The sequence below is a fragment of the Bacillus sp. (in: firmicutes) genome, assembly GCA_012842745.1.
GTDB lineage: Bacteria > Bacillota > Bacilli > Bacillales > Bacillaceae_J > Schinkia.
Window position 1 is genome coordinate 1 of sequence record DUSF01000037.1, and the last position, 24,323, is coordinate 24,323.

Below are 24,323 nucleotides of genomic sequence, written 5' to 3' on the forward strand. Positions count from 1 at the left end.
AATCCTTTTTTGAACTTAAAAAGACAGGAGGAATCGAAAACCCAAAACCACCACGTTTTAAACAAAAGAATTTCAATGTAAAGTATCTCAATAATGGCTTTCGAATAGAAGGAAACAGAATAAGGCTCTCTATTCCGGCAAAACAAAAAGCTTTTCTTCGTGAAAAGTGTGGGATTCAAGTAAAGTTTGTTTATATCCCTATACCCAATCACATTGAAATAGGGATTGTAAAAACTGTTGAAGTAAAACCATTATCTGACGGAGCATACAAAATTATACTGGCGCAAGAATATAAGAATGTATTAACTAAAAAGAATAGCACAAAATTCATGTCGATTGATATTGGTATAGCAAATGCTTTAACCTGTTATGATTATCAAGGCCAATCTTATATCATTTCAGGAAGGCAATGGTTGTCTGTTGAACGATATTTTCATAAGAAAATAGCCTACTATCAAGCTATTTCTGACGCTCAACAATCAGCTAAGGGAATCAAGTATCCGAAAAAGTCAAAAAGAGTCTTACAGTTATATAAGAAAAGGAAAGCCCAAACATTTCATATTTTGCATTGTATGACAAAGAAAGTGGTTGATTTTGCTGTTAAACAAGGCGTTGAAACAATTGTAATTGGTAATATTACAGGAATTCGTGAAAAGAACAGCCTTGGTAAGACTACAAATCAAAAGTTTCATGCGTTGCCTTTTCGCAAAATGATACAGATGATTACTTATAAAGCAGAAGAAAAAGGTATCCATGTAGAGTTACTCACCGAAGAATATACTTCGCAAACTTGTTCTAATTGCAAACCTATTCCCTCTAAAGAACATGCCAAGAAATCAAACCGTAAATATCGAGGGCTTTACCAATGCAAAGAATGTCATGTGGTCATAAATGCAGATGTAAATGGAGCCATTAACATCAGCAAAAAGTATCTGAAAGAACTACATGTTCAATCAGTAGTGGTGTTGGACACACCAACAGTGTATACGTTCAACGGACAGCAGTTCGTAGCGTAGAACTGGAAGCTCGCCATTTCAATGGCGATGTAGTTCACATACAAAAGAAGAAAAACAGTTAACTCATTTTGGCGAGCATGTAAGTGATCCTATTGTTAGTGCAGATGGAAAGACGATTTACTTTATGCTAGACAGAAATTTTGCCAAAGGTGCTCCCGATTATCATTTATATAAAATGAATATCGATGGAGAACAGATTGAAGAAATTGTACTCTCAAATTCAAAAGTTGAAGGTTAACACAATATCAAAAGATAAAAATCATCCAGAAGGGAGGACTTTGATTGAGGAAATTTATAAAAATTTCTCTGATTATTTCGGGGGTTATTATTCTGGGAATTGGTATTTTAATTTTTTCCTTTATTCAAGATATGAAGCCAGATAAAGACAAGGAAGAACAGGTTCAAATTCAGGCAGAGCAATATTTAAAAGAAAAATTTAATAATAACTTCGAGATATATGACACTTTGTATGATAATATGGGGAACTTTGAATTTGAATATGCTGCGAAGGTTAGGGATAAGAAAACTGGTACACAATTTTTAGTTTATTATGATGGTGAAACAAAACAAATGGTTGACACATACATTGCTGATAAATGGGCGGATGATTTACAATCTGAAATACGTCCTTTTATTAAAGAAAATTTTGGAGAAACAACTGATTCTTACGTTTTCTTTACCAATGAAAAAATTGGGCAAGAACTGGGTATTGACCCTGTTAATCCTAGAAGTTATAAAGAGTTCGCTGTTACACCAATCATTCGTATTACTGTTCACCGGAAAAAGAGCGAAGGGGACGATAAAATCGTTAATGAGTTCATATCTTTTCTAAAAGGCGATGATAAATTGCAACATGGTTCGGTTATTATGGAATATATTGCTGAAAATGGTGCGATTTTAGATGATGAATGGGGAAAAGAGTTTTAAGGGATTTCTCGTATAATACTTTTTTTCCGAAAAGGAGTTTAAAAAATGTTTTTACGTGAGGTTATTAAATTAAGTGAAAAAATAAAAAATTATAATCAGCATCCCTTTAACATATCTGCAATTCGTTACTTTGAAAGATTATCCTTTAATAAAAATGTGATATTTTTTGTTGGAGAAAACGGATCTGGTAAATCAACATTGTTAGAGGCAATTGCTTATCAGTGCGGCTTTAATACAGCAGGAGGAAGTCGTAATAACTTATATGAATTAGAATCTTCTGAAGCAAAATTAGGGGATTATATAAGGCTTTCATGGATGCCCAAAGTAAATAATGGTTTTTTCCTTAGAGCAGAGTCATTCTATACTTTTGCTTCCCATATTGATGAACTAGCAAAAGAGGATCCGAGAATATACCAATACTATGGTGGGAAATCGTTACATGAACAATCGCATGGGGAGTCCTTTTTATCTTTATTTAAAAATCGATTTGGCCACCGCGGGATATATTTATTAGATGAGCCGGAGGCAGCACTCTCCCCGCAGAGACAACTTGTATTTTTAAGTATTATCCATGAACTTCAAAAGAGTGCACAAATTATTATTGCAACACATTCACCTATTCTTTTGGGTTATCCGAATTCTGAAATATATAATTTCAATGCAGCTCCAATTGAGTTAATTAAATACGAAGACACAGAACATTATCAGATAACACGAAGGTTTTTAGAAAATAAAAATTTTTATCTAAAAGAATTAATCGATTGATATTTAAATAAAATACTAGAAGCGATATTATTTATCAAATTCTTGATGAAACAAAAAATGCAGTGATTGAACAGGTTTTAGCTCGTTTTGATGAACTCACTCAAAACGAGCTTTTTTTATTTCTCAATTCACAAACTGCAAGTAAGCCCCATTTCCTTCCACAACTTCAAGCGATGCAGGGACACGGAGATAAAGTACATTTTGTCCTCTAACATGATTAACGTCACCAAAAATGCGTTCATTTACAAATTGGTCATCTGTAAACTGGCTAATCGTAAATTCCTTTGTGAATTTTGCTAGCTTTAATTCTGTTCGTTTGGTCGGTATGATTTGAACCTCCTGTTTATTAACTGTTATTTTCGGTGCTTCTAGAAGATGGCTGTAATCATAATCATCGATGATTGATTTGGTCATATATTGAATGATATCAATTTGATTATCGCCTTTTATTTCCTTTTTTCTTTCAACGACAACCCAAGCTTGACTGCCATCTATTGCTGTACTAGTTATGATAAGGCGCCTATCCTCATAAGGAAATTGCCATTCTTTATTCACGAACACTCCGTCAGCATTAGCCAACATTCCTGCTTCTACATAATGATAAAAATTATTTTCTGCTTCTACCGCTTTTGCAATCTCCTTATCTGATACACGTTCAACCTTCGATTCTGGTTTTATTGTAAATCCAAAAGTAATGACCGTTGCGATTAATAAGATGGCTATATAGACGATTAAAACAAAATCAATGATTTTCCCTCGAAAAACAATCATTTTAGTACTAGCTGCTTTAGTTGCAGACCCTAAAACAATGGCGATAACGAGCATGATAATGAAGAACGACATTTGTTTCATCGTCTGACCTCCAATCGGTTCGAAATGAGAATAGCTGTAGCAAAAAAAATCGAAATCGTTGTCAATACTTTTATAGCAAACAGGAACAATGATGTTTCATTAGTGAAAAACTTGAAAATATGCTCCAAACTAGAATTTGTTCCACCAATTGTCAGAGCAATGAATAAACCAGGTATAACAATGACAAATAACTTGCTTAGTTGTACGAACATCCCGATTAAATAACCAATGGAAGCGATAAGAACTGTATACAAAGTTGTTGCCAGAATTCCCATAATTAGTTCAAGAAAAGAAACGGAAAAAGAATGATTCAAAAAGCTATTTCCATCGCTGAAAAAAGCAATACCCACCCTTAATAAATTACTTGCCAACATGGTAGTAATCCCTGCAATCATACCTGCTGTAAGTAAAAAAGTTATACTTGATAAATGACTTGTTAACCGATTCGTAACAAAAGCGAAGTCGCCATTTCTTGTTTGCTTTGTTGTAAGGGTAATTCCTGTTGTAAATGCCCACAGTAGCGTAAATGTTATAAGCAAATTGCCGTTAAAATAGGTTATTTTTATGAAAAGGTTACCTGAGCTTGTTCCCGTCATCCCACTACCACTAAGGATTGATAAACCTAAAGCAGTCCATTGGGCAAGCATTAATGCAATAAATGCCCCTATAAAGGCACGCAATTTAAATAAATATTGCCTTTTTACTATTTCACTGCTACTAGCGTTTGCTAAAAACATCATCAATTCCACCTTTCGTTTTACTTGTAACATACATGCAAACATCCTCGGCGGAAACAGCTGTAATTTGCAAACCTCTTTGTTTTGCTTGCTCTAATAATTCATCTGAAAAATCGTTTTTTACAACGACGTAACTTCCGTTCGCTCCAACTTGTTTTTTAAAGAAGATTTCATTTCCGTTCGTCCAATCATCAAGGAGATTGCTTGGGCCACTGACACCGATGGCAAACTGCTTCAAATCTTCGACCGTCATATGAAGACGTTTTTCACCTTTGTCAATTAAAAGAATATATTCAAGAAGATCTTCGATTTCATTTAATAGATGACTAGACAGAAGAATGGTCCTTGGATGCTCAAGATAGTCTTTTAGTAAGGCCCGATAAAAATCTTTACGAACAGCCGCATCCATGCCAGTTGTTGGCTCATCAAAAATGGTGAAAGGCACACGCGCCGCTAAACCAATGATTGTGTTAAACGTGCTTTTCATCCCTTTTGATAATTTTTGATGATATTGCTTTGGGTCAAACGAAAAATAATCAAAAAGCCCTTGTGCAATCGTCATATCCCAATTCGGATAAAAGCTGCTTGCTTCTACTAAAATTTCACTTAAATTTAAAGCAGGAGGGAGGATCATTTGATCATCAATAAAAATCATATTTTGCGAGACCTTAAGATTATTAAAAGGAGCCTCCCCGAAAACAAGCACCTCACCAGCAGTTTGTTTATAAAAGCCTGCTATTATTTTTAAAAGGGTTGTTTTGCCCGCACCATTGCGCCCAATTAAGCCTGTAATCGTATTTTTTTCAATTGAAAACGATACATTGTGTAACGCGCGCTGCCTTCGATAAACTTTTGTAAGCTGATTACATTCAACAACTGTCATTTTTCTTTTCATCTCCTTTTGTTCTAGCTAGTTTAATCATTTTAATCAATTCTTCATCATTAACATGAAGCCGTTTTGCCTCGGCAACAAGTTCTTGTATAAGCTTTTTCAATGTTTTCTCCTTTCGTTTTGTAAGGATAATCTCCCTTGCATGCTCTGTGACAAACATGCCAAGTCCACGTTTTTTATAAACAATCTGATTGTCTGCTAACAGATTTAAGCCTTTTGCGGCTGTCGCCGGATTAATGTTGAACATTTCCGCTAATTGATATTGTGAATACACTTTTTCATCAGCCATTATGTTTCCAGCCAAAATCTCCATTTCCAGCCATTGCGCGATTTGCATATAAATTGGCGTTGTTCCATCATGATTTAAAATCAACATCCCACCTCCAAACATCTAACGACGAATCGACTCATTTTTATTAAATTTATTTTTTTAACAATACTTCCTACTGAAGATAAACGACTAGCGTGGTACGTTACTGTTGTAATGTACTATACTATACATTTGCAAATACTGCAATTTTTAGGATATACATTTCTACCGACAAAACATCAACATCTCTAATACCAAAGCTTTAATTCAAACGATATACAGATTATGGTATAGTGAAACATAATACTAATTGAAAGGGGATGTTGTTTTATGTATAGCAAGCAAAAGATTGAGATTGTAATAAATAGGGAGGTATGTGCACAATAAATTTATGCATAAAACCTCCCAAAGTTTATAATCAAATCTTTAGGAGGAAATGAAGTTGAATAATATAAATATGGGAAGTCTTGGATTAACTATGGAAATTATCCAGGAATCTAAAATATATAAAGATTTTTATATAGGTCGAATTTCATCCCAGTATAAAAATTTATATAAGGTTATTACGGAGAAAGGTGAAATTACAGCGAATATATCTGGAAAGCTCCGCCACAGTGTAAGAAAACTGTCTGATTATCCTGCTGTTGGGGACTTTGTGATGGTTGACCGCACCAGTAACTTCAATGGTAATGCGATTATTCACCATGTTCCAACACGGAAAAGTATTTTTGCTCGAAAGGTAGCAGGGGCTACAAATGATACACAAGTTGTTGCTACAAACATTGATACAGTTTTTATTTGTATGTCACTGAACAATGATTTTAATCTTCGCAGGCTAGAGCGCTACCTTTCTATCGCTTGGGATAGCGGTGCAACTCCGGTTCTTGTGCTTACAAAATCCGATCTATGTCAGGAGATAGAGGTAAGACTTAACGAAATCTTTTGCTGATATTACGGAGCTTGCTTTCAATTGTAGATTTAACGATTGTACCCATGAAAGTGAGCCAAACTGCGCCGTACAAAAATCGATTAAGGACGGTATTTTGGCAACAGAGAGGCTAGAGAGCTATAGGAAACTTGGTAGAGAAACTAAATATGAAGGCTTGAATTCTAAAATGATTGAAAAAGAAAAGACAAATGAAATGTTTAGTAGCATCGGTGGCATGAAAAATGCTAGAAAGTTCATCAAAGAACAAAACAGAAAAAAAAGAAGATGAAATCCGAAAAGATGTATACTGACTTCATCAAATGGAAATCCAAACAGCCTAAAATTTGCAACATTTTAAAAACATCACTGTCTTTTATTTTTGCTATAATGAAGCTAATGTATTCTCTCGAAATATCTATCGCAAGAATTGATAGAAAGGAGGAATTTCCATGGATGAACTTAAATTACTTGAACTCATGCGTACAGCCTTGAAAGAAGAGTTACAACCTATTGAAAAAAGATTGGACGCAATTGAGCAAAGGCTGAATCCAATTGAAAAAAGACTAGATGCAATTGAACAAAGGCTGAATCCAATTGAAAAAAGACTAGATGCAATTGAACAAAGGCTGATTCCAATTGAAAAAAGACTAGATGCAATTGAGATGCGCCAAGACGGTATAAAGCAGGACATTTCAGCCATCCGCTACAACCAAGAAGCAACTAATGCAACATTAAAAACCCTAACTGAAGATGCAAACTACATGAAAGGTGATTTAACTTTCATCAAAGAAGGTCAAGCACGACATGAAAAAATACTTGAAACACTTGCTCTTCGTTCTATTGAAACAGAGTCAGAAATACGTGAGCTAAAAAGAATTAAATAGTTTCAAATTCTTTTCCAGTCGCACCTATTGCGGCTTTTTATTTTCTTTTATAAAATTCATCAACCACAACATTAAATATTTTTTCAATTTATTCTACAGTCTTTCATCAGAAATGGACGTGAATAGTATTAAATGCTAAAATTTAAATTGTTGAAATTTATTATCTTTCTAGGTAGGTAGAATATGTCGCAATTTATTCAGTCAATATTTTTATTTATTTCAGATCTCGGCTATATTGGGATTATGCTAGGATTAATGGTTGAGGTAATACCAAGCGAAATTGTATTAGCATATGGAGGATATTTAATTTCAGCTGAAAAAATCTCTTTTTTTGGTGCAGCAATTGCTGGTGTCATAGGAGGAACCATTGCCCAGTGGTTTCTTTATTGGTTAGGGAGCTATGGTGGTAGACCCGTACTAGATAAGTATGGAAAATATATTTTAATTCGTCCTAAACATATTGATCTTGCTGAGCAATGGTTTAACCGGTACGGAACTGGGGTTATCTTTACGGCTCGATTTATACCAGTAGTCAGACATGCTATTTCAATACCAGCCGGCATTGCCCGCATGTCGTTTTTAAGATTTACTATATACACAGTGTTAGCTATCATACCATGGACTATTTTATTTTTATATCTTGGCTTTACTTTAGGACCAAAATGGGAGCAAATCCATAAGGTTGCACAACCCTATGTTACTCCTATTATTATTGGTGCCGTTATATTTGCTGGTTGTTATATCCTTTTTAAATGGATAAGAAAAAAAGAGAAACTCATCTGAAGTTCAAAAGAGAGGAAATTGCGGAGAGACAAAATGAATTTAGATTACCAATTTTTTAAATTAATTAACCAGTTTGCAGGCAAAAGCGATTAAGCTTCATGTATTTCCGTCCACGCCCGTTCGTAACCTATGCTGTAAACTTGCTTTCAGACAAATTAAACACCGACCCATCATTTCCGAGCAACCATTCTACGGGAGCTTTCGCATTGGCATTCGCCCTGTTTTGGCAAAGAAGAAAAATGGGTATTGTTTTAATCGCTTTGGCAGTTTGCATGGCACTTTCACGGATTTTCATTGGGGTTCATTACCCACTAGATGTAGCAGCTGGTGCGCTTATTGCTTTCATTGTTACATTCGTCGTTATGTCGCAAAGGCGTCTTCTTGAACCGCTATTTAAACGAATCATTCAAATGTTCAGCAACTCATCTTCCGATACAACAGGAAAGTCTGTTTGATGAACAAAAAAGAGAACAAGCCAAATTCCATAGGCTATGGGAATTTGGCTTGTTCTGCTTTACAAATAGGAAGTATTTCTATAAAATACTTCCTATTATGGGAGTTTAGTGGTAGAGTCTTAGTTTTTAATCAGGTCTTAATAGCCTCCGTGAACAAAAGCTGTTCCAACGATAATCAATAAAATGAAGAGGACAACAATTAATGCGAAATTGCTACCCATTCCATGTCCACCATAAGATTGATACATAAGTATCACCACCTTTGTTAGAAGTTAATACAGTCTATGAAAAACCAGACTTATTCGAAATGGACAAGTATGGAAAGATATTATAGTTAAAAATATCATTTTTTGATGTTACTCATTAAAAATGAAAACTAACATGTAAGACAGTTAAACGTAGATGTAATTAAAAAAAGAGAAGCTCACAAAAAGTGAGCTTCAAATTCATTTAGCAACAGCATTTTTGGCATGTATGGTGCTGCTTTTTATTTTCTTTTATAAAATTCATCAACTGCTACATTAAATATTTTTTCTATTATTCTTCGCTCTTTTAATGGAAGATCTATAAATTTATGTAGGCATTCCTGTAGTCTTGTGTTTTTATATAAATAATCGACAACCTCAAATAACTTTAGATTGCTCTCATCATTTGTTTTATAAATTTGATTCATTTCAAGCAACATTTCATTTTTGAGATGAGGAAGACCAACTAAATAATCTAAACTAACTTGAAAATATTTTGACAGTATAATTAATGCTTCTAGGTCAGGGAGAACGGTTTCATTTTCCCATTTTGCTACAACCGACCGAGATACCCCTAGTTTTTCAGCTAGTTCTTTTTGCGTTAAATCTTCCTGTTCACGGAAGAATTTAATGTTAGTTGCTAATTTGTTCAATTTATCACCATCATTACATTCAAGTATAGTATTACGTAAATATTAGTGTTGCCAATATTATAAATTTAAATATTATAATTATTAACTTTATATTGGTTCTTATTTGGGTTTTAGATTATAATGTTCGTAATAGGAACAACAAAAGGGGAGAGATAGAGGTGTTTAGTTGTTTAATTGTATCACAGTCAGATTCATATAATGAGGAAAGAAGTAGACTCTTTCAAAGCATACTTTACAATACATTGAAAGATCATCCTTATACAAAAAAACAGTTACAATATGAAGAGTGTATTATTATATCAAATGCGGATTTCACTTTAGCATGGCAAACAGTATTAAACTTAGAATGTTCAGGTTTTTTAGCATGCTGTGGATTTGGAGATTCAGAAGAAATAGCAATGGAAAATGCATTTGAAAAATGGAGGAAACGTAAAAATGGTATATATTAGTCGGGCCTGAAGCAGTGTTTCATTGTTGTAGCAATTGTCGATGAAAGATGAAACTAGAATTCAAAATTAATGAACTTGTTCAGGGACAAACGAGAGAGAGGGAGTCAGAAAAAAGACTCCCTCATTATATTTTTATATTATTACGTAAAATATAAATTTGACGTAATAAACTATATACAAAAACGTCTATCTTCCATTATAATGTATTTGAGGTGATTTTTATGGCGAATTCTCATCAACAGCGTTTTTATAAAAATTTAGAAATCATATTAACTGAGCTCCCTTGGTATGTTGAAGAATTTATTGATAATAAACGTCGAACATTATCTGCCGCATCATTGCTTAATTATTGTCATGATTTCAAAATTTTTTTTAACTGGTTGCTTTCTGAAGGCTTTCATACTGGGTCCATTCAGGATATTCCATTATCCCTTCTTGAAAAACTAACAATACAACAAATTGAGACCTTCCTTAGCTTTCTAAAGCATCAATTAAATAATAAAGATTTGACTGTTAACCGTAAATTGTCCGCCCTCAAATCTTTATTTAACTATTTGCAAAATATTGCTGAGACTGATCAACTTGAACCGTACATAAATCGTAATGTGATGGCGAAAATTGAATTTAATCAAGTAACGGAAGATCCTGAAACGACAGCAAACCGTATGGAAGGAAAAATTCTTATGGGCGACGAATATGAGCAATTTCGGGCATTTGTAGCTGAAGCTTACATGGAATTGATTAAAGATGATAAGAAAAAAATGAATTTTTATAATTTTAATCGTGAGCGTGATACAGCGATTATTTCCTTATTTCTAGGATCGGGGCTGCGGCTATCTGAATTAGTTGGACTAGATTTAGGTGATATTGATTTTAAAAAATTTAATGCCCGGGTAATTCGGAAAGGTAATAAAGAACAGTATGTCTACTTTAGTGAGCAAGCGATGCTAGATTTGCAGGATTATATTCGAATAAGAATGGAACGGTATAAGGTTGAGAAAAACAACAAAGCCCTCTTCCTTTCTGCTCCAATGGGTCCAAAAGGCACATCAAGAAGACTAACAGCTCGGGCAATTGAAAAACTCGTAGAAAAATATGCAATTACGTTTGGCAAGCCTTCCCTTTCCGTGCACAAATTGCGCCATTCTTTTGCAACAAGATATCATGCTGAAATCAATGATGTTCCAAAATTAAGGCGGCAACTTGGCCATTCATCGATCCAAACGACAATGATCTATACGCATATTCAAAACGATGACCTAAAAAAAGCGATTAATCAACTGAATATGCTGAAAGAAAATGATAATTATGATAATTAAATGGTACGAAAAAGACATCACTAGTTAATGTGATGTCTTTAACTGATGACAAAGACTGTCATCAAACAATAAACCCTATCTTCGACTTTATTTTATTAGCTCAAATCAATAAAACTTGCGGTAATCGCAAAATCCCCTTTTTCAATGCATATTTCGTGATAGTCAACAAGTTGGGATTTCATTTAAACGCTTACAATACAACAAATCATTTTTAATGCCTCCTTATTGCCGTGCTAACGGCTTCTCCAGCACTACACCACTACACCACACAGTAGGGAGATGGTAGCCCAACTCAATCTTAACCAGTAATAACTCTCTCTTTTGGATAATGATAATTTTCTTCCTCATTGTTATTTCTTGCGATGATAAGAAAGAAAGAAGATAAGCCAATTCTTCCAATAAACATTAAAAACATAAGAATACACTTAGCAAAAATACTAAGATCAGGGGTAATTCCCATGGATAAGCCTACCGTACCGAAGGCAGAGCAAACTTCAAAAAAAATGGCAAGAAGCTGCTGCTGTTTATCAGAAATACTTATAACAATAACCGAGACTAAACATATGACTGTAGCTAATAGCGTAATGGCTAGCGATTTCATAATATCATCCTGATGAAGTTCACGATTAAAGACTTTAATATAACGCTTTCCTTTAGCAAAATTATAAATAAACAACAGATTTAAAGCTAAGGTAGTAGTCCTAATCCCACCACCCATAGAATTAGAAGATCCTCCTATAAACATAAAAATACCCATAACCAAGAGTGTAGGCACCGAAAATTCAGTAATATCCATAGTAGTAAATCCGGTGCTTCTTGTTGTCGCAGACTGGAAAAAAGCATAAAAAAGTGATTTATGCCATGACATATCTTTAAAAAAATTCTGAAATTCAAGTAGCAAGATAAGGATTGTCCCAATAATAAGAAGAATTCCATATGTAATTGTCGTTAGCTTTGTAAATAAGGAAAAACGGAAAGGGTATCCAAGTTCCGTCTTCCCCTTGAATAAATATTCCTTTACTTCGATTAATACAGGAAAACCAATTGCTCCAATGATAATTTGTATAATAGTCATCAATTGTACAAAATAATCACTTGCATAAGGAGCATAAGACTCACCGGTTATATCCATACCAGCGTTTGTTGTCGCAGCAACTGATGCAAATAGGCCTTGAAGAAACGCTTCCTTCCAAGTAGGATAATAATTCAAGAAATAAAATCCGTAAATGAGTGCCCCGATAAGTTCAATAAAGAAGATCATCTTTAGAATATCTCGTACTAATCGAACAAGTCCCGAAAATGAAAATTGATTATTATCAATCATGATTAGTTTCCGTTCGCGTAATCCAATTTTCCGGCCCAAAAGTAACCAAAAAAATGTACTCATGGCCATAACGCCGATGCCCGCGAATTGCAATACGAACATAATAATAAAATAACCAAATACACTATAAGTTTCAGATATATTAAATACAGTCATACCTGTGTCACTCACTACACTAACAGCCATGAAAACTGTATCAAAAAAAGATACCTCTACCCCCGATTTATAAACGGCGGGAAGGCTAAATAACAGAATAGATATAATGACTGCTAATAAATAATAACCTGTAATAATTTGGGCAGGCGAACGTTTTTCCAGCCAGACTCGTACTTTGCTCACATTACACCCCTTCAATTTTCGTATCCCTTTTACCACTCGATACTTTTATCAAAAAGCAAGCTTGCTCTCAACTTTGTTTATTAGTAAAAAGCTTTTAAATTTATTCATGTACAAAAGAGCCTAGCACTAAAATGCGAAAAAAACAAGCTAAGGTTTAAAGCCTTTCAGAAAAGCCTTTTTAGACCCCAATTACTAAACACTCTGACCTTTACTTTAATGGAATAAGAAATGACTATTTGTTCCCTTCCGACAGCTTTCTATATAATGAAGCTCTGGATTTCCCGTTCCAGATGTTGAACTGCCGATATGAATAATAAAAAAAGCCGCCCCATTTCTGAGTCGACTGAAATTAATTTTATTTAGTTTACATAATATAATTATTGTATATTAATTAAGTTTAACTTTTCAAATACGGCATTACTTTATTAATAACATCCTGTAGTTTTTGGCTATGCTCTTGATACATTTGTTTCGCTTCGTTTGCTTCCGTTGCTAGTGCAAAAAGTTCTAAATCTGCTTGGCATTTTTTCAAGCTTGAAAGTAGCATCGGTCTTTCTTGAGGAGATGGGACTTGTAGCTTATCGTCAAAAAGATCAACCGTTAGCTCGCCAAAGGAGTTCACCTGGCCAAGGAAAACATTTTCAATGCCTACCCCTAATTTATCTAACTCCGTTTGCAGCCAAGCCCTACTAAGACCGATTGTTGCCAAAGGCTCATCCATTACTTGACCGTCCATGATTACTGTTTGAGGCTCTTTTGCTGTCGGCACCTTTAAATGTAAATCTTTAGGAGTTAAAGGTTGATTTTCTTTCTTCAACATAACAGATAAATCTCCAGTAGTCTCTAAGACCGCGAACTCTACATCAGCAACCTGAAAAACATCTTTCCTCCTCAAAAGTTCTAACAATTCATCTGTTGTGTACCGTTCCTTTTTTAAATTATCCTCCATTATTTTTCCATCCTTAATAAAGACGGTCGCTTTTCCTTCTACAAAATCACGAAATCCTTTGCTTTTTAAAGAAACAAAACCAGCGAAATAAGGCACTGCCGCAAAAATAACAAGCCCAATAATACCATGAAATAAATTCCGTTCTAGACCCATCGCAACTTCCGCACCAATACTCCCAATTGTAATTCCATTGACATATTCAAAGAAAGATAATTCAGAAATTTGCTTTTTCCCAAGCCATTTTGTAAATAAAAATAAAACAATAACGAAGAAAATTGACCTTCCGGCAATTTGTAACCATTCAGGCACTACTAGCTACCTCCAAGAAATAATTTGTTTTCAAGCACCAATCACAAAAACACTTTTTGTCATAAATTTGTTACGTTTCACACCTTTAGATTATCTTGTTTCTTCGTTTTTTATACACTAAAAACTAACATCAAAAATACGAAATGGAAAAGGTATGCGTCGGGCAATTAAAGCAGCATTTTTAAATAAAGATGCAGGTGATTTATGGTATTTTCTTCGTTATTTTTCAAGTAACTTTCCTAATGGCTTAAAGATTCCCCCAATAAACTCTGTTGGACCAACCATATCTGGGTAAATAATTAGCAAAATAGCCAGAGCCCAGCCAAGAAAGGAAAGTGATAGAAACGCCATCTTTTCTTTTTTCTGATTTTGTGCTAATTTCGGCCATTGAAAAAGGACAATACAAACCATTAGCACACTCATTCCAAAAATTGCACCCCACTTCAATCTTCTATCACCTCATCTTCAGGAATTAACGAAGGTCGCGTAACCATTCCGGGCCTGCGAATATAAGCATCAGCATTAACAACGACTTCAACTGTCGGAAAAATTTCTTCCCAATTGTCTTTATTTTCTTTCCATATATCTGGATAGGCGCGGTGAAAAGCTTCGGCAAAGCCAAAAACATCCGTTTTCATTTCCTTTTGAACAATATCTAATGTTGTTTCCGCTTTTTGGATAATATCCGCTTTTAATTTCTGTTCTAACATTTTAATAACATTTTCGTCTGATAAATTTAGTTTCGTGCCATTTTTAATAATATCGTCTTCTGTCACCGCTTTGAGCGTAATCATCCATTTTCCATTTTCAATTGTAGGCTTCAACATCGTTTTTGCTCGCAGCAAATTCATCGAAATATAGCCTTCTACACCTTCAGGCTTTACAGTTACAATTGCATCTTTAATTTCATTTCGAAGCCATAAAACTCCTCGTGTTACACTTTCATCAATAAAACCAACCATTTTCCCCCTTTTTAAAATAGCGGTGCCTGTAATATAAGCAATCGTTTCTTCTGGCTTTCTATCTTCGGGTGGTGGTAGCATTTCAATAAAAGGAACAGCCGCCGCTTTTGAATGACCGATTTGCATTTGGGCAAATTCCTTAATGGTGACATCCATCCCAATCTTTAACGTTGCCAATTCTCGAAGAACTTCCGCTAAATCACGTTCCAACGGAGGGGAAAGGGTTAATACCTCTTTTGCCTTCTGTTTGCTAATAAAAATATGGGCACGGTCACGTAACTGTGGATGGCGCAGGATGAAATCAAAATGGGGGCGAATATCTTCCTCTGCGAACTTTTCATTAATGATGAACACTTCGGTATGTCCCCAAAATAAAAGACGTGGAAATTTTTGTTGAAGATTAGAAAAAGCATCTGTCACTGAAACTCCTTCAGCAGAACGTATAAGAACTTGTTTCCCACCGCCACTACCGCCCCCACCCCCCATAGCTTGGTTGCCACCAGCTGTTTTTGGTATAAAAACCAGTACAGTTAATTCCATTTTGTCTTTAGATTTCCTATCAAAACCTGCCGCTGTTATAATAGCTAAATCATTTACTTCTTTTCGATCCCAACAACCTGTTAGTAGTACAGGAATTGTAAACAATAGTATAATAAATGTAATACGGCTTACGTTCATTTTGTTTTGCCTCTTTTCTGCTGTATCCTTTCTTGAATACATGCAATACATAGTAAAAAAAGCGGAAAAACTAATTGCAGTGTTAAAAAATAAAAAGGAGCAATGGTTGACAAGAAATGTGACATCTCTTGGAGATTGTGGGCGGACCAAAACGAAAAGCTCAATAAGATGATCCCAATCGGTAATACAATTGGACGATAATCAGAAAGATTCAGCCATTGTGCCGTGCTAATCACATTTACATAATAAAATACAGCAATTTTAATGAAAGTTCCTGTTACCCATATAGCCATTACAATTGCTTCAAGGTGCTCCAAAAAATCTGCTATACTAATATAGCGAACAGCTACCATTAGAGGATATGTAAATACACCTGTTAATTCGCCAAAAAGCATGTAGACAACTACATTTGCCAACACTAAAAGAATGAGAGCACTAGCTACAGAAATCATTCCCCATTTCAAGCCCTTTTGTCGATCTTTTAAAAATGGCAAAAGAAAAGCAATCAAAAAAAATTCGCTAAACCAACCTTGAGGAACAATTGACCCCATGAAAGAAGGCTTTATTCCATCTTCCATAACTGGGAAGATATTTTTTATTTCTAAATCCTTAAGAAGCATCACGGCAATTAACAAAAAAAGTAAAAAAACGACTGGCACCATAATTTGCGAAGCTCTGGAAATTACTTCGACTCCGCCATATACAGCAGAAGCACAGACCAATACCATAGAACCGAGCACAACATACATCGGTGTATGGGGCAGAAATGTACCAACTACAAATTCTCCATATTCACGAATAATAATTCCGTTTATATGAAAGTAAAAAATGACATAAATAAACCCAGCAATCTTTCCAAAGAACTGACCAATGATATGATTACTATATTCAACAATACTTTCATTCGGATAGAGCTTGTTTAATTTATAGGCGATTAAAACGACAATACATCCTACCATTGCCGCCCAAACTGGCGAAATCCACAAATCCTGTTTTGCATGTTTTACCGAAATGGCTGGAACTAAAAGAACAGCAGTGGCTACAATCGTTGGATTCATAATGATGGCCATTTGCAACGCAGATATTTTACCTTTTTCAATCATTTTTATTTGTCAACCTCCTAGTCAGTACCTTTGGTTGGATCCGGTTTTTGTCCAGAAGACTGCCGGTGTTTATTATAATCACCAGTTAGACGTGGGCGTGTGCGCATTGACCATATCGGTGCTCTTAAGATAACATCCTTCATTTCTTGGGCTTTCATTGGGCCTAAAGGAGAGAGGTATGGTACACCAAACGAACGAATCGAACATAGATGGACAATAATTGAAATGATCCCAAGCATAATGCCAAGTAGCCCCAACGTACCAGCCAAAAACATGATTGGAAAGCGAATCATTCTAATTGCAATTGCCGTGTTATAGCGGGGAATAGTGAAGGAAGCAATCCCTGTAACAGCTACGACCATAACCATTGGAGCTGAAACGAGGCCAGCTGAAACTGCAGCTTGGCCAATGACTAAAGCTCCAACAATACTTACTGCAGCGCCAACCTGTTTCGGTAAACGAATTCCCGCTTCCCGCAATGCTTCGAACGTAATTTCCATTAAAAGAGCTTCGATTAGGGCTGGAAAAGGAATTTCTTCTCTTGATTTAGCCATGCTTAGCAAAAGTGTTGTTGGGATCATTTCTTGATGAAACGTAAGAATGGCTATATAGATTGACGGAAGCAATAAGGCAATCAATAGAAATCCATACCGTAACCAACGAATTAACGTACCAATTAAAAAACGTTGGTAATAATCCTCAGCCGACTGAAGCAGAGAATATAAGGTTGTTGGCACAATGATTGAAAAAGGTGTTCCATCCACTAAAATCGCAACTCTTCCTTCAAGTAGGTTTGCGGTCGCCACATCAGGCCTTTCCGTATTTAAAACTTGTGGGAATGGTGAAAACGGATGGTCCTCAATAAATTCCTCAATATAACCGCTTTCGAGAACGGCATCTATATCAATGCGCTGAAGGCGGCTCTCAACCTCCTCTATTAAGGTAGGGTCTGCAAGTCCCTCAATGTAAGCAATGATAACTTGTGTCTGGCTATACCGACCAATTTTCATTGATTTCAGTTTAAGTTTTGGACTTTTCACTTTTCTTCGTAAAAGTGCAGTATTAACCGTTATTGTTTCCGAAAAGCCTTCCCGTGGACCACGAACAACAGGCTCAGCGGACGGTTCTTCAATAGCTCGCTTTTCCCACTTTGCTAAGCCAAGCGAAATCCCAACACTTTGCTTATCAATAAAAATAGTCGGATTTCCTGTTGAAATTTGTTCAATAACCTCTGCCATTGTTTTTACTTCACTTATGCTTGATACTGGCAGCTTCTGTTCAAGAATTCCTTTAAAAATGGCTTCATCTTTATATGATTGCTGCATAAGTGGGAAAAGTACACTCTGGTCGATTTCCTCTGTATTTACAAGGCCATCAATATATATTAAGATTGCCTTTGTTTTATTATTAATTGTAAAAGAGCGAAAGATTACATCTGAGCAATCCTTATACACTGATTTCAATGATTGTAAATTTTCTTCTAAGTTCTTTGATAAAGCTTCCTGCTGTGAAGTAGTATTATTTTTTGAATTTTTGAAAAGCATCGTAAATCTCCTCGATTCTATCTATTTTCCAATATAGAATGTGAGACCACTAACATAATAAAGTGTTTAGTCACCATTTTTAAATTGACTTGGTACTCGTAATCGTATATATTTCCTAGTTATTTTTTCCATTTGGCTTAAAATTATACAACTGAACTCAGCAAAAAAATGCCGAAGAATAAATCTACGGCATTTTTTCTAAAACGCTTCTAGCTTTATATTATCACATACATTAAGTGGGGCTTCAGTGCATGCAATGATATCCTCAATTGTGTAGCCTGTTGCTACTTCCACCAATTTTAATCCTTTCTCAGTCACATCGATGACAGCACGGTCTGTAATAATCCGATTGACAACACCTTGCCCTGTTAATGGTAAGGAACATTCATTTAAAATTTTGGGGGCACCGTCTTTATTGACATGGTCCATAATGACTACAATTCTTTTTGCACCATGAACTAAGTCCATGGCCCCCCCCATTCCTTTAATCATTTTTCCTGGAATCATCCAGTTTGCAAGGTCACCTTTTGCGGAAACTTCCATGCCGCCAAGAATAGCAATGTCAATATGGCCTCCACGAATCATCGCAAACGATTCAGAGCTATCGAAATAGGAGGCACCTCGAAGTGCAGTAACCGTTTCTTTTCCTGCATTAATTAAATCAGGGTCTACCTCATCTTCGGTAGGGTAAGGCCCTATACCAAGTAAACCATTTTCAGATTGTAATACAACTTGCTTTCCATCTGGAATATAATTAGCAACCATCGTTGGCATTCCGATTCCTAAATTGACATAGTAGCCGCTTTCGATTTCTTTTTCTGCACGTCTAGCAATTTTTTCTCTCGTTGATGGCTTATTTGTACTGGACATTTTCTTCTCCCCCTTCTATTGATTACTTTTGCACTGTTAATCTTTCTATCTTCTTCTGCTGCTTCCCAACAATCAGCTTTTGAACATAAACACTAGGCGTATGGATTTGATCCGGATCTAACTCGCCAATTTCCACCAATTCTTCAACCTCTGCAATCGTAATCTTTCCCGCAGCAGCAATCATCGGATTAAAGTTTCTAGCAGTCTTGTTGTACATAAGATTACCCATTTTATCTCCTTTATAAGCGCGCACTAGCGAGAAATCAGCGGTCATACCTTTTTCAAGCAAGTACGCTTTCCCATCAAACTCCCTGACTTCTTTTCCTTCGGCAATTGGTGTTCCAACTCCGGCAGGTGTATAGAAGGCTGGAATTCCTGCCCCACCTGCACGAATTCGTTCAGCAAGTGTTCCTTGCGGAACAAGCTCCACTTCCATTTCACCTGTGAGTACTTGTCGTTCAAATTCTTTATTTTCGCCTACATAAGAACCAATCATTTTTTTAATCTGTTTATTTTTTAATAGTAATCCAAGCCCCCAATCATCAACGCCACAGTTGTTAGAGATGACGGTAAGATCTTTAATACCTGTTTCAACTAAAGCAAGAATTAAGTTTTCTGGAATTCCGACTAACCCGAAGCCTCCAACCATAATGGTTGCACCGTCTTTAATGTCATTCACAGCATCTATAAAAGATGTAAGGATTGGTTTCAATGAATTTCACTCCCCATATAATAATTGCTTGTTTTTACTCTTTTACACTGGATATACACCATGCTTACGGTCAGTAAATACTTGATATTTCGAGGCGTAGGTTTCTAATCGATTCACTAATTCTTCACGTAAGCTGTTAGGTTCTACAATGCCATCGATAATCATTTCAGAAGCTAATCGGTAAATATCAATATCCTCTCTATATTCATCACGTTTTTGCTCTATGAAAGCTGAACGCTCTTCTTCTGGCAGTGAGGCGATTTTATTAGCATAAACTGCGTTGACTGCAGCTTCTGGCCCCATGACGGCAATTTGCGCTGATGGCAGGGCAATACAGCAATCAGGCTCAAAGGCAGGACCTGCCATGGCGTAAAGGCCAGCACCATATGCTTTTCGAACGATGACAGAAATTTTCGGTACAGTTGCCTCACTCATTGCTGAAATCATTTTAGCACCATGACGAATAATACCAGCGCGCTCAACCTTCGTGCCGATCATAAACCCAGGTATATCAGCAAGGAACAAGAGTGGAATGTGGTACGCATCACATAATGTGATAAATTTAGCTGCTTTATCAGCGGAATCATGGAATAATACCCCACCTTTTACCCGTGGTTGGTTCGCAATTATACCAATTGGCTGACCGTTCATTCTTGCAAGCCCGGTAATGATTTCAGGAGCAAAAAGCTTTTTAATCTCACAAAAAGAATCCTCGTCAATAATACGCTCAATTAAATCGTGCATGTTAAACGGTGCATTTTGATTTTCTGGAATAATATCAGCAATCGATTTTTCGAAATGCTTTGGTGAAATTGACTCAGCTACTGTTGGCTTTTCTTTGTAGTTTTGCGGAAAATATGATAAGTAGCGACGAGCAAAGTTTAGTGCTTCTTCTTCTGTTTTTACTAAAACATCCCCACAGCCTGAAACCGAACAATGCATTTTCGCTCCGCCCATTTCTTCAAGGGTTACTTTTTCCCCTATCACCATTTCAGCCATGCGTGGGGAGCCTAAATACATCGAAGCGTTCCCTTCCACCATGACAACAATATCGCAAAAAGCTGGGATATAAGCTCCACCCGCTGCAGATGGTCCGAACAATAAACAAACTTGCGGAACTTTTCCAGATAGTTTGACTTGGTTATAAAAAATTCGGCCTGCGCCACGTCTGCCTGGAAACATTTCGATTTGGTCGGTAATTCGAGCACCCGCAGAATCTACTAAATATAGCATTGGTACTTGAAGTTTTTCAGCTGTTTCTTGAATGCGGATAATTTTTTCGACTGTCCGCGCCCCCCAAGAACCTGCTTTTACTGTAGAATCATTTGCCATGACACAAACGGTTTTGCCATTGATTTTTCCGATACCCGTAACAACCCCATCAGCTGGAAGACCGTCATCTAAACAATTCGCAAAGAAAGCATCTTCCACTTTTATCCCATCATCAAATAATAGCTCTAGGCGGTTTCGAACAAACAGCTTTCCTTTTTCAGCATTTTTTTCATGGTAGGTCCTAGCGCCGCCTTTTTTGATTTGTTCAATCCGCTCTTGTAGTGTTTGTTTTGTTTCCATAATAATCATCAGTCCTCCCCCTTTGTTTTACTTCTTTCTATTTGTATTGTATGACTTGGGAGCAGTCTCCCTAATTTTTCTTCTATAAAAATAGCAGCCTTGATAAGTTGGTCACGATTAATTCCCGTTTCAATCCCCATTTTTTCAAGCATATAATGAAGATCATCTGTCGCAAGATTACCAGATGCTCCAGGGGCATATGGACAGCCACCAAGGCCCCCTAATGAACTATCAAAGTTCGTTATTCCGAGAGTAAGAGCGACAAGTACATTAACCAACGCCGTCCCTCTTGTATTGTGAAAATGCATTGCTATTTTTTCCTTCGGGAAACATTTAATCACATCTGACAGAACTTCCTCGACTTGTTTCGGATTGGCAACACCAATCGTGTCCCCTAATGAAAGCTCATGAATCCCCATAGTAAATAATTGCTCTGAAACTGATAGAACCGAATCTATAGAAATTTCACCTTCATAAGGGCATCCAAAAACGGTAGATACATAGCCACGTACAGTTTTCCCAGCCGCCAAGGCTTCTTCTATGACTGGCTTTAAGACTGGATATGTTTCCGCTATTGATTTATTAATGTTTTTAAGGTTATGTGTTTCCGATGCCGACATAAACACGGCAACTTCATCAACATTTGCTTCAAGCGCTCCTTCTAGTCCTCTTTCATTTGGAACTAGAGCTGCATAAGTTATATCATTTTTCCGATGAATGGATGTCGCCACTTTCATGGCATCAGCTAATTGCGGAATCCATTTTGGATTTACAAACGAAGTAATTTCGATATATGATAGGCCCGTTTCAGAAAGCATATGAATCCACTCAATTTTATCTTCTGTTTGAATAAATTGTTTTTCATTTTGCAGGCCATCCCTTGGACCCACTTCTTTAATAGTTACTGAGCTTGGAAGGTTCATCGTAACCGTCCTTTCATTTTGCCTTTGACGTGTAAACTTTATGGGTAAAATTTAGTTTCTGTCCCCATTTAGTACTTTATTGTCAGGTAAATGGATTTTATTGTCCTAGAATCAATTTTATTGTCCAGAAGCCGTTATTTATTGTCCGAAAATCATAGTTTATTGTCCGTTTGCCATATTATACCTGCTCAATGACAAGTAAGGCATCTTCCTCGTTGACAAAGTCGCCTTCATTAATCTTTACTTCTTTCACTGTGCCGCTTACTTCTGCAGCAATTGGGATTTCCATTTTCATAGACTCTAAAATGACGACGTCTTGACCTTCTGTAATAGTGTCCCCTTCTGTTACTAATACTTTCCATACATTTCCTGCCATATTTGATTGAATGATTGCCATTTTAAATCCCCCTACTTTTCCTATTAGTATTCTTAACTAACTATCATTTTGTTACTTTTTGCATAATATATTTTTCTACAAATTGAGTAGTAGTGTCCCCGTTTTGAAAAGCTTCATGTGTGAGTACCTGTTGCAGCATTGGAATATTCGTTTTAATACCTTCAATCTTATAATCTTCTAAAGCTGCTTTTATGCGACGAATCGCATCAACTCTTGATGGAGCTGAAACGACGAGCTTCGCAATCATCGGATCATAGAATGGAGTGACTGTTGACGATTCATGAACAGCTAACTCGTGACGAACACCTTCACCAGACGGCAACTCAAATCTAGTAATCGTTCCTGGTGACGGAAAAAATGTATTCGGATCTTCTGCATAGATACGAACTTCAATCGCATGCCCTTCTCGTTTAATATCTTCCTGTGACCAACGCAATTTTTCGCCGCTAGCAACTCTTAGCTGCTCCTCGACTAAGTCAAGGTCGGTAATTTCTTCGGTCACCGGATGCTCGACTTGCAATCTCGTATTCATTTCTAAAAAATAAAAATTCTTATCTTCATCTACTAAAAATTCGATTGTACCAGCATTATGATAGCCGATTGCTTGTGCTGCCTTTACAGCCGTCTCCCCCATCTTCCTTCTTGTCATTTCATCTAAAAATGGCGACGGCGCTTCCTCTACAACTTTTTGATGGCGGCGTTGGATTGAACATTCGCGTTCCCATAAATACACGCAATTCCCGGACTTGTCAGCCAAAAGCTGAATTTCGATATGCCTTGGATTTTCTATATATTTTTCAATGTACATATCACCATTTCCGAAAAACATTTGTGCTCTTTTTTGATTTCCCTCAAATGCTTTCGTTAGTTCTTCACTATTATGAACAATTTGCATGCCAATTCCACCGCCGCCGGCACTAGCTTTCAACATGACGGGATAGCCAATTTTTTCGGCAACAAGAACCGCTTCGAAAACATCTGCCAATGCCGCTTCTGTTCCTGGTACAACCGGAACACCAGCATGTAACATTGATATTCTCGCTGCAACTTTACTACCCATTTTTTCAATGACTTCAGCTGTTGGTCCGATAAAAACAATTCCAGCTTCCGTACATTTTCTTGCAAATTCGGAGTTTTCACTTAATAGCCCGTAACCTGGATGAACCGCTTCTGCACCCGTTTCTTTAGCTATCTCAATGATTTTTTCCATTTGTAAATAGCTTTCATGAACACGCGGTTTTCCAATACAGTAGCTTTCATCCGCCATTTTTACATGTGGTGCATCCGCATCCGCTTCTGAAAAAATTGCAACCGTTTGAATCCCCATTTTTTTGCAAGTACGAATAATGCGCGCTGCGATTTCGCCGCGATTGGCAATTAATATTTTCGTGAACAAAATTGCTCCCCCTTTTATGATAGAAGACAA

At 36.3% G+C, this 24,323-nt stretch carries 26 protein-coding genes and 2 pseudogenes; 10 read left to right on the forward strand and 18 right to left on the reverse strand.

Annotated features, from left to right (window positions below; all coding sequences use genetic code 11):
* The 4 genes and pseudogenes from tnpB to GX497_08345 form a co-directional block, all read left to right on the forward strand.
* On the forward strand, nt 1-1,016 hold a 1,016-nt coding region (gene tnpB / locus GX497_08330; GenBank protein HHY73220.1), incomplete at its 5' end, for an IS200/IS605 family element transposase accessory protein TnpB.
* A 40-nt stretch (nt 1,017-1,056) separates the two neighbouring features.
* Nucleotides 1,057-1,254 (forward strand): annotated as a pseudogene (locus GX497_08335) (hypothetical protein).
* A gap of 44 nt (nt 1,255-1,298) precedes the next feature.
* A complete protein-coding gene (locus tag GX497_08340; protein HHY73221.1) occupies nt 1,299-1,943 on the forward strand; it encodes a hypothetical protein in 645 nt (214 codons plus the stop codon).
* A 45-nt stretch (nt 1,944-1,988) separates the two neighbouring features.
* Nucleotides 1,989-2,708 carry an AAA family ATPase gene (locus tag GX497_08345; protein ID HHY73222.1) on the forward strand — a complete coding sequence of 240 codons (720 nt, stop codon included), beginning with the start codon at nt 1,989-1,991 and terminating at the stop codon, nt 2,706-2,708.
* Between the two features lie 123 nt (nt 2,709-2,831).
* Here GX497_08345 and GX497_08350 read toward each other — a convergent pair whose 3' ends face one another.
* Genes GX497_08350 through GX497_08365 form a run of 4 tightly spaced genes read right to left on the reverse strand, consistent with a single transcriptional unit; the run spans nt 2,832 to nt 5,565 of the window.
* The gene (locus GX497_08350; GenBank protein HHY73223.1) at nt 2,832-3,560 is read right to left on the reverse strand and encodes a hypothetical protein; all 729 of its coding nucleotides are present in this window, start codon (nt 3,558-3,560) and stop codon (nt 2,832-2,834) included.
* Nucleotides 3,557-4,300 (reverse strand): hypothetical protein, encoded by a 744-nt coding sequence (locus GX497_08355; GenBank protein HHY73224.1) that lies wholly within the window; start codon nt 4,298-4,300, stop codon nt 3,557-3,559. The genes GX497_08350 and GX497_08355 overlap by 4 nt, the downstream gene beginning before the upstream one ends.
* On the reverse strand, nt 4,278-5,180 hold the full coding sequence (locus GX497_08360) for an ABC transporter ATP-binding protein (GenBank protein ID HHY73225.1): 903 nt from the start codon (nt 5,178-5,180) through the stop codon (nt 4,278-4,280). The genes GX497_08355 and GX497_08360 overlap by 23 nt, the downstream gene beginning before the upstream one ends.
* Nucleotides 5,167-5,565, reverse strand: a complete 399-nt coding sequence (locus tag GX497_08365) for a GntR family transcriptional regulator (GenBank protein HHY73226.1) — start codon at nt 5,563-5,565, stop codon at nt 5,167-5,169. Before GX497_08365 ends, GX497_08360 begins: the two co-directional genes overlap by 14 nt.
* A 376-nt stretch (nt 5,566-5,941) precedes the next feature.
* Between GX497_08365 and rsgA the strand changes: the two are divergent.
* The 4 genes and pseudogenes from rsgA to GX497_08385 all read left to right on the forward strand — a co-directional run bounded on the left by rsgA (nt 5,942) and on the right by GX497_08385 (nt 8,549).
* A pseudogene (gene rsgA / locus GX497_08370) lies at nt 5,942-6,716 on the forward strand (GTPase RsgA).
* A gap of 160 nt (nt 6,717-6,876) precedes the next feature.
* Nucleotides 6,877-7,311: a hypothetical protein gene (locus GX497_08375; GenBank protein ID HHY73227.1), complete on the forward strand. Its 435-nt coding sequence runs from the start codon at nt 6,877-6,879 to the stop codon at nt 7,309-7,311.
* A gap of 183 nt (nt 7,312-7,494) precedes the next feature.
* Complete coding sequence (locus tag GX497_08380) at nt 7,495-8,094, forward strand: DedA family protein (GenBank protein ID HHY73228.1); 600 nt, start codon at nt 7,495-7,497, stop codon at nt 8,092-8,094.
* A 98-nt stretch (nt 8,095-8,192) separates the two neighbouring features.
* Nucleotides 8,193-8,549 carry a phosphatase PAP2 family protein gene (locus GX497_08385; GenBank protein HHY73229.1) on the forward strand — a complete coding sequence of 119 codons (357 nt, stop codon included), beginning with the start codon at nt 8,193-8,195 and terminating at the stop codon, nt 8,547-8,549.
* Between the two features lie 137 nt (nt 8,550-8,686).
* On the opposite strand, the gene GX497_08390 is transcribed toward GX497_08385, so the two are convergent.
* On the reverse strand, nt 8,687-8,797 hold the full coding sequence (locus tag GX497_08390) for a YjcZ family sporulation protein (protein ID HHY73230.1): 111 nt from the start codon (nt 8,795-8,797) through the stop codon (nt 8,687-8,689).
* A 239-nt stretch (nt 8,798-9,036) separates the two neighbouring features.
* A complete protein-coding gene (locus tag GX497_08395) occupies nt 9,037-9,447 on the reverse strand; it encodes a helix-turn-helix transcriptional regulator (GenBank protein HHY73231.1) in 411 nt (136 codons plus the stop codon).
* A gap of 158 nt (nt 9,448-9,605) precedes the next feature.
* Between GX497_08395 and GX497_08400 the strand changes: the two genes are divergently transcribed.
* On the forward strand, nt 9,606-9,896 hold the full coding sequence (locus GX497_08400) for a hypothetical protein (GenBank protein HHY73232.1): 291 nt from the start codon (nt 9,606-9,608) through the stop codon (nt 9,894-9,896).
* A 221-nt stretch (nt 9,897-10,117) separates the two neighbouring features.
* Nucleotides 10,118-11,215: a tyrosine recombinase XerS gene (xerS, locus tag GX497_08405; GenBank protein HHY73233.1), complete on the forward strand. Its 1,098-nt coding sequence runs from the start codon at nt 10,118-10,120 to the stop codon at nt 11,213-11,215.
* Nucleotides 11,216-11,513: 298 nt separating this feature from the next.
* Here xerS and GX497_08410 read toward each other — a convergent pair whose 3' ends face one another.
* The 12 genes from GX497_08410 to accC all read right to left on the reverse strand — a co-directional run bounded on the left by GX497_08410 (nt 11,514) and on the right by accC (nt 24,293).
* Nucleotides 11,514-12,878 (reverse strand): TrkH family potassium uptake protein, encoded by a 1,365-nt coding sequence (locus GX497_08410; GenBank protein HHY73234.1) that lies wholly within the window; start codon nt 12,876-12,878, stop codon nt 11,514-11,516.
* A gap of 397 nt (nt 12,879-13,275) precedes the next feature.
* Nucleotides 13,276-14,136 (reverse strand): DUF421 domain-containing protein, encoded by an 861-nt coding sequence (locus GX497_08415; protein HHY73235.1) that lies wholly within the window; start codon nt 14,134-14,136, stop codon nt 13,276-13,278.
* A gap of 219 nt (nt 14,137-14,355) precedes the next feature.
* On the reverse strand, nt 14,356-14,583 hold the full coding sequence (locus tag GX497_08420; GenBank protein ID HHY73236.1) for a hypothetical protein: 228 nt from the start codon (nt 14,581-14,583) through the stop codon (nt 14,356-14,358).
* Complete coding sequence (locus tag GX497_08425) at nt 14,580-15,776, reverse strand: Ger(x)C family spore germination protein (GenBank protein ID HHY73237.1); 1,197 nt, start codon at nt 15,774-15,776, stop codon at nt 14,580-14,582. Before GX497_08425 ends, GX497_08420 begins: the two co-directional genes overlap by 4 nt.
* Complete coding sequence (locus tag GX497_08430) at nt 15,773-16,876, reverse strand: endospore germination permease (GenBank protein HHY73238.1); 1,104 nt, start codon at nt 16,874-16,876, stop codon at nt 15,773-15,775. The genes GX497_08425 and GX497_08430 overlap by 4 nt, the downstream gene beginning before the upstream one ends.
* A gap of 20 nt (nt 16,877-16,896) precedes the next feature.
* Nucleotides 16,897-18,423, reverse strand: coding sequence for a spore germination protein (locus GX497_08435; protein ID HHY73239.1), 1,527 nt, complete (start codon nt 18,421-18,423; stop codon nt 16,897-16,899).
* Between the two features lie 198 nt (nt 18,424-18,621).
* Nucleotides 18,622-19,293, reverse strand: coding sequence for a CoA transferase subunit B (locus GX497_08440; protein HHY73240.1), 672 nt, complete (start codon nt 19,291-19,293; stop codon nt 18,622-18,624).
* A gap of 22 nt (nt 19,294-19,315) precedes the next feature.
* Nucleotides 19,316-20,005, reverse strand: coding sequence for a CoA transferase subunit A (locus GX497_08445; protein ID HHY73241.1), 690 nt, complete (start codon nt 20,003-20,005; stop codon nt 19,316-19,318).
* Between the two features lie 42 nt (nt 20,006-20,047).
* A complete protein-coding gene (locus GX497_08450; GenBank protein ID HHY73242.1) occupies nt 20,048-21,583 on the reverse strand; it encodes an acyl-CoA carboxylase subunit beta in 1,536 nt (511 codons plus the stop codon).
* Between the two features lie 2 nt (nt 21,584-21,585).
* Entirely contained in the window at nt 21,586-22,500 is a 915-nt protein-coding gene (locus tag GX497_08455; protein HHY73243.1) for a hydroxymethylglutaryl-CoA lyase, read from the reverse strand.
* Between the two features lie 178 nt (nt 22,501-22,678).
* The gene (locus GX497_08460; GenBank protein ID HHY73244.1) at nt 22,679-22,897 is read right to left on the reverse strand and encodes an acetyl-CoA carboxylase biotin carboxyl carrier protein subunit; all 219 of its coding nucleotides are present in this window, start codon (nt 22,895-22,897) and stop codon (nt 22,679-22,681) included.
* A gap of 43 nt (nt 22,898-22,940) precedes the next feature.
* The gene (gene accC / locus GX497_08465) at nt 22,941-24,293 is read right to left on the reverse strand and encodes an acetyl-CoA carboxylase biotin carboxylase subunit (GenBank protein ID HHY73245.1); all 1,353 of its coding nucleotides are present in this window, start codon (nt 24,291-24,293) and stop codon (nt 22,941-22,943) included.
* Nucleotides 24,294-24,323: the final 30 nt, after the last annotated feature.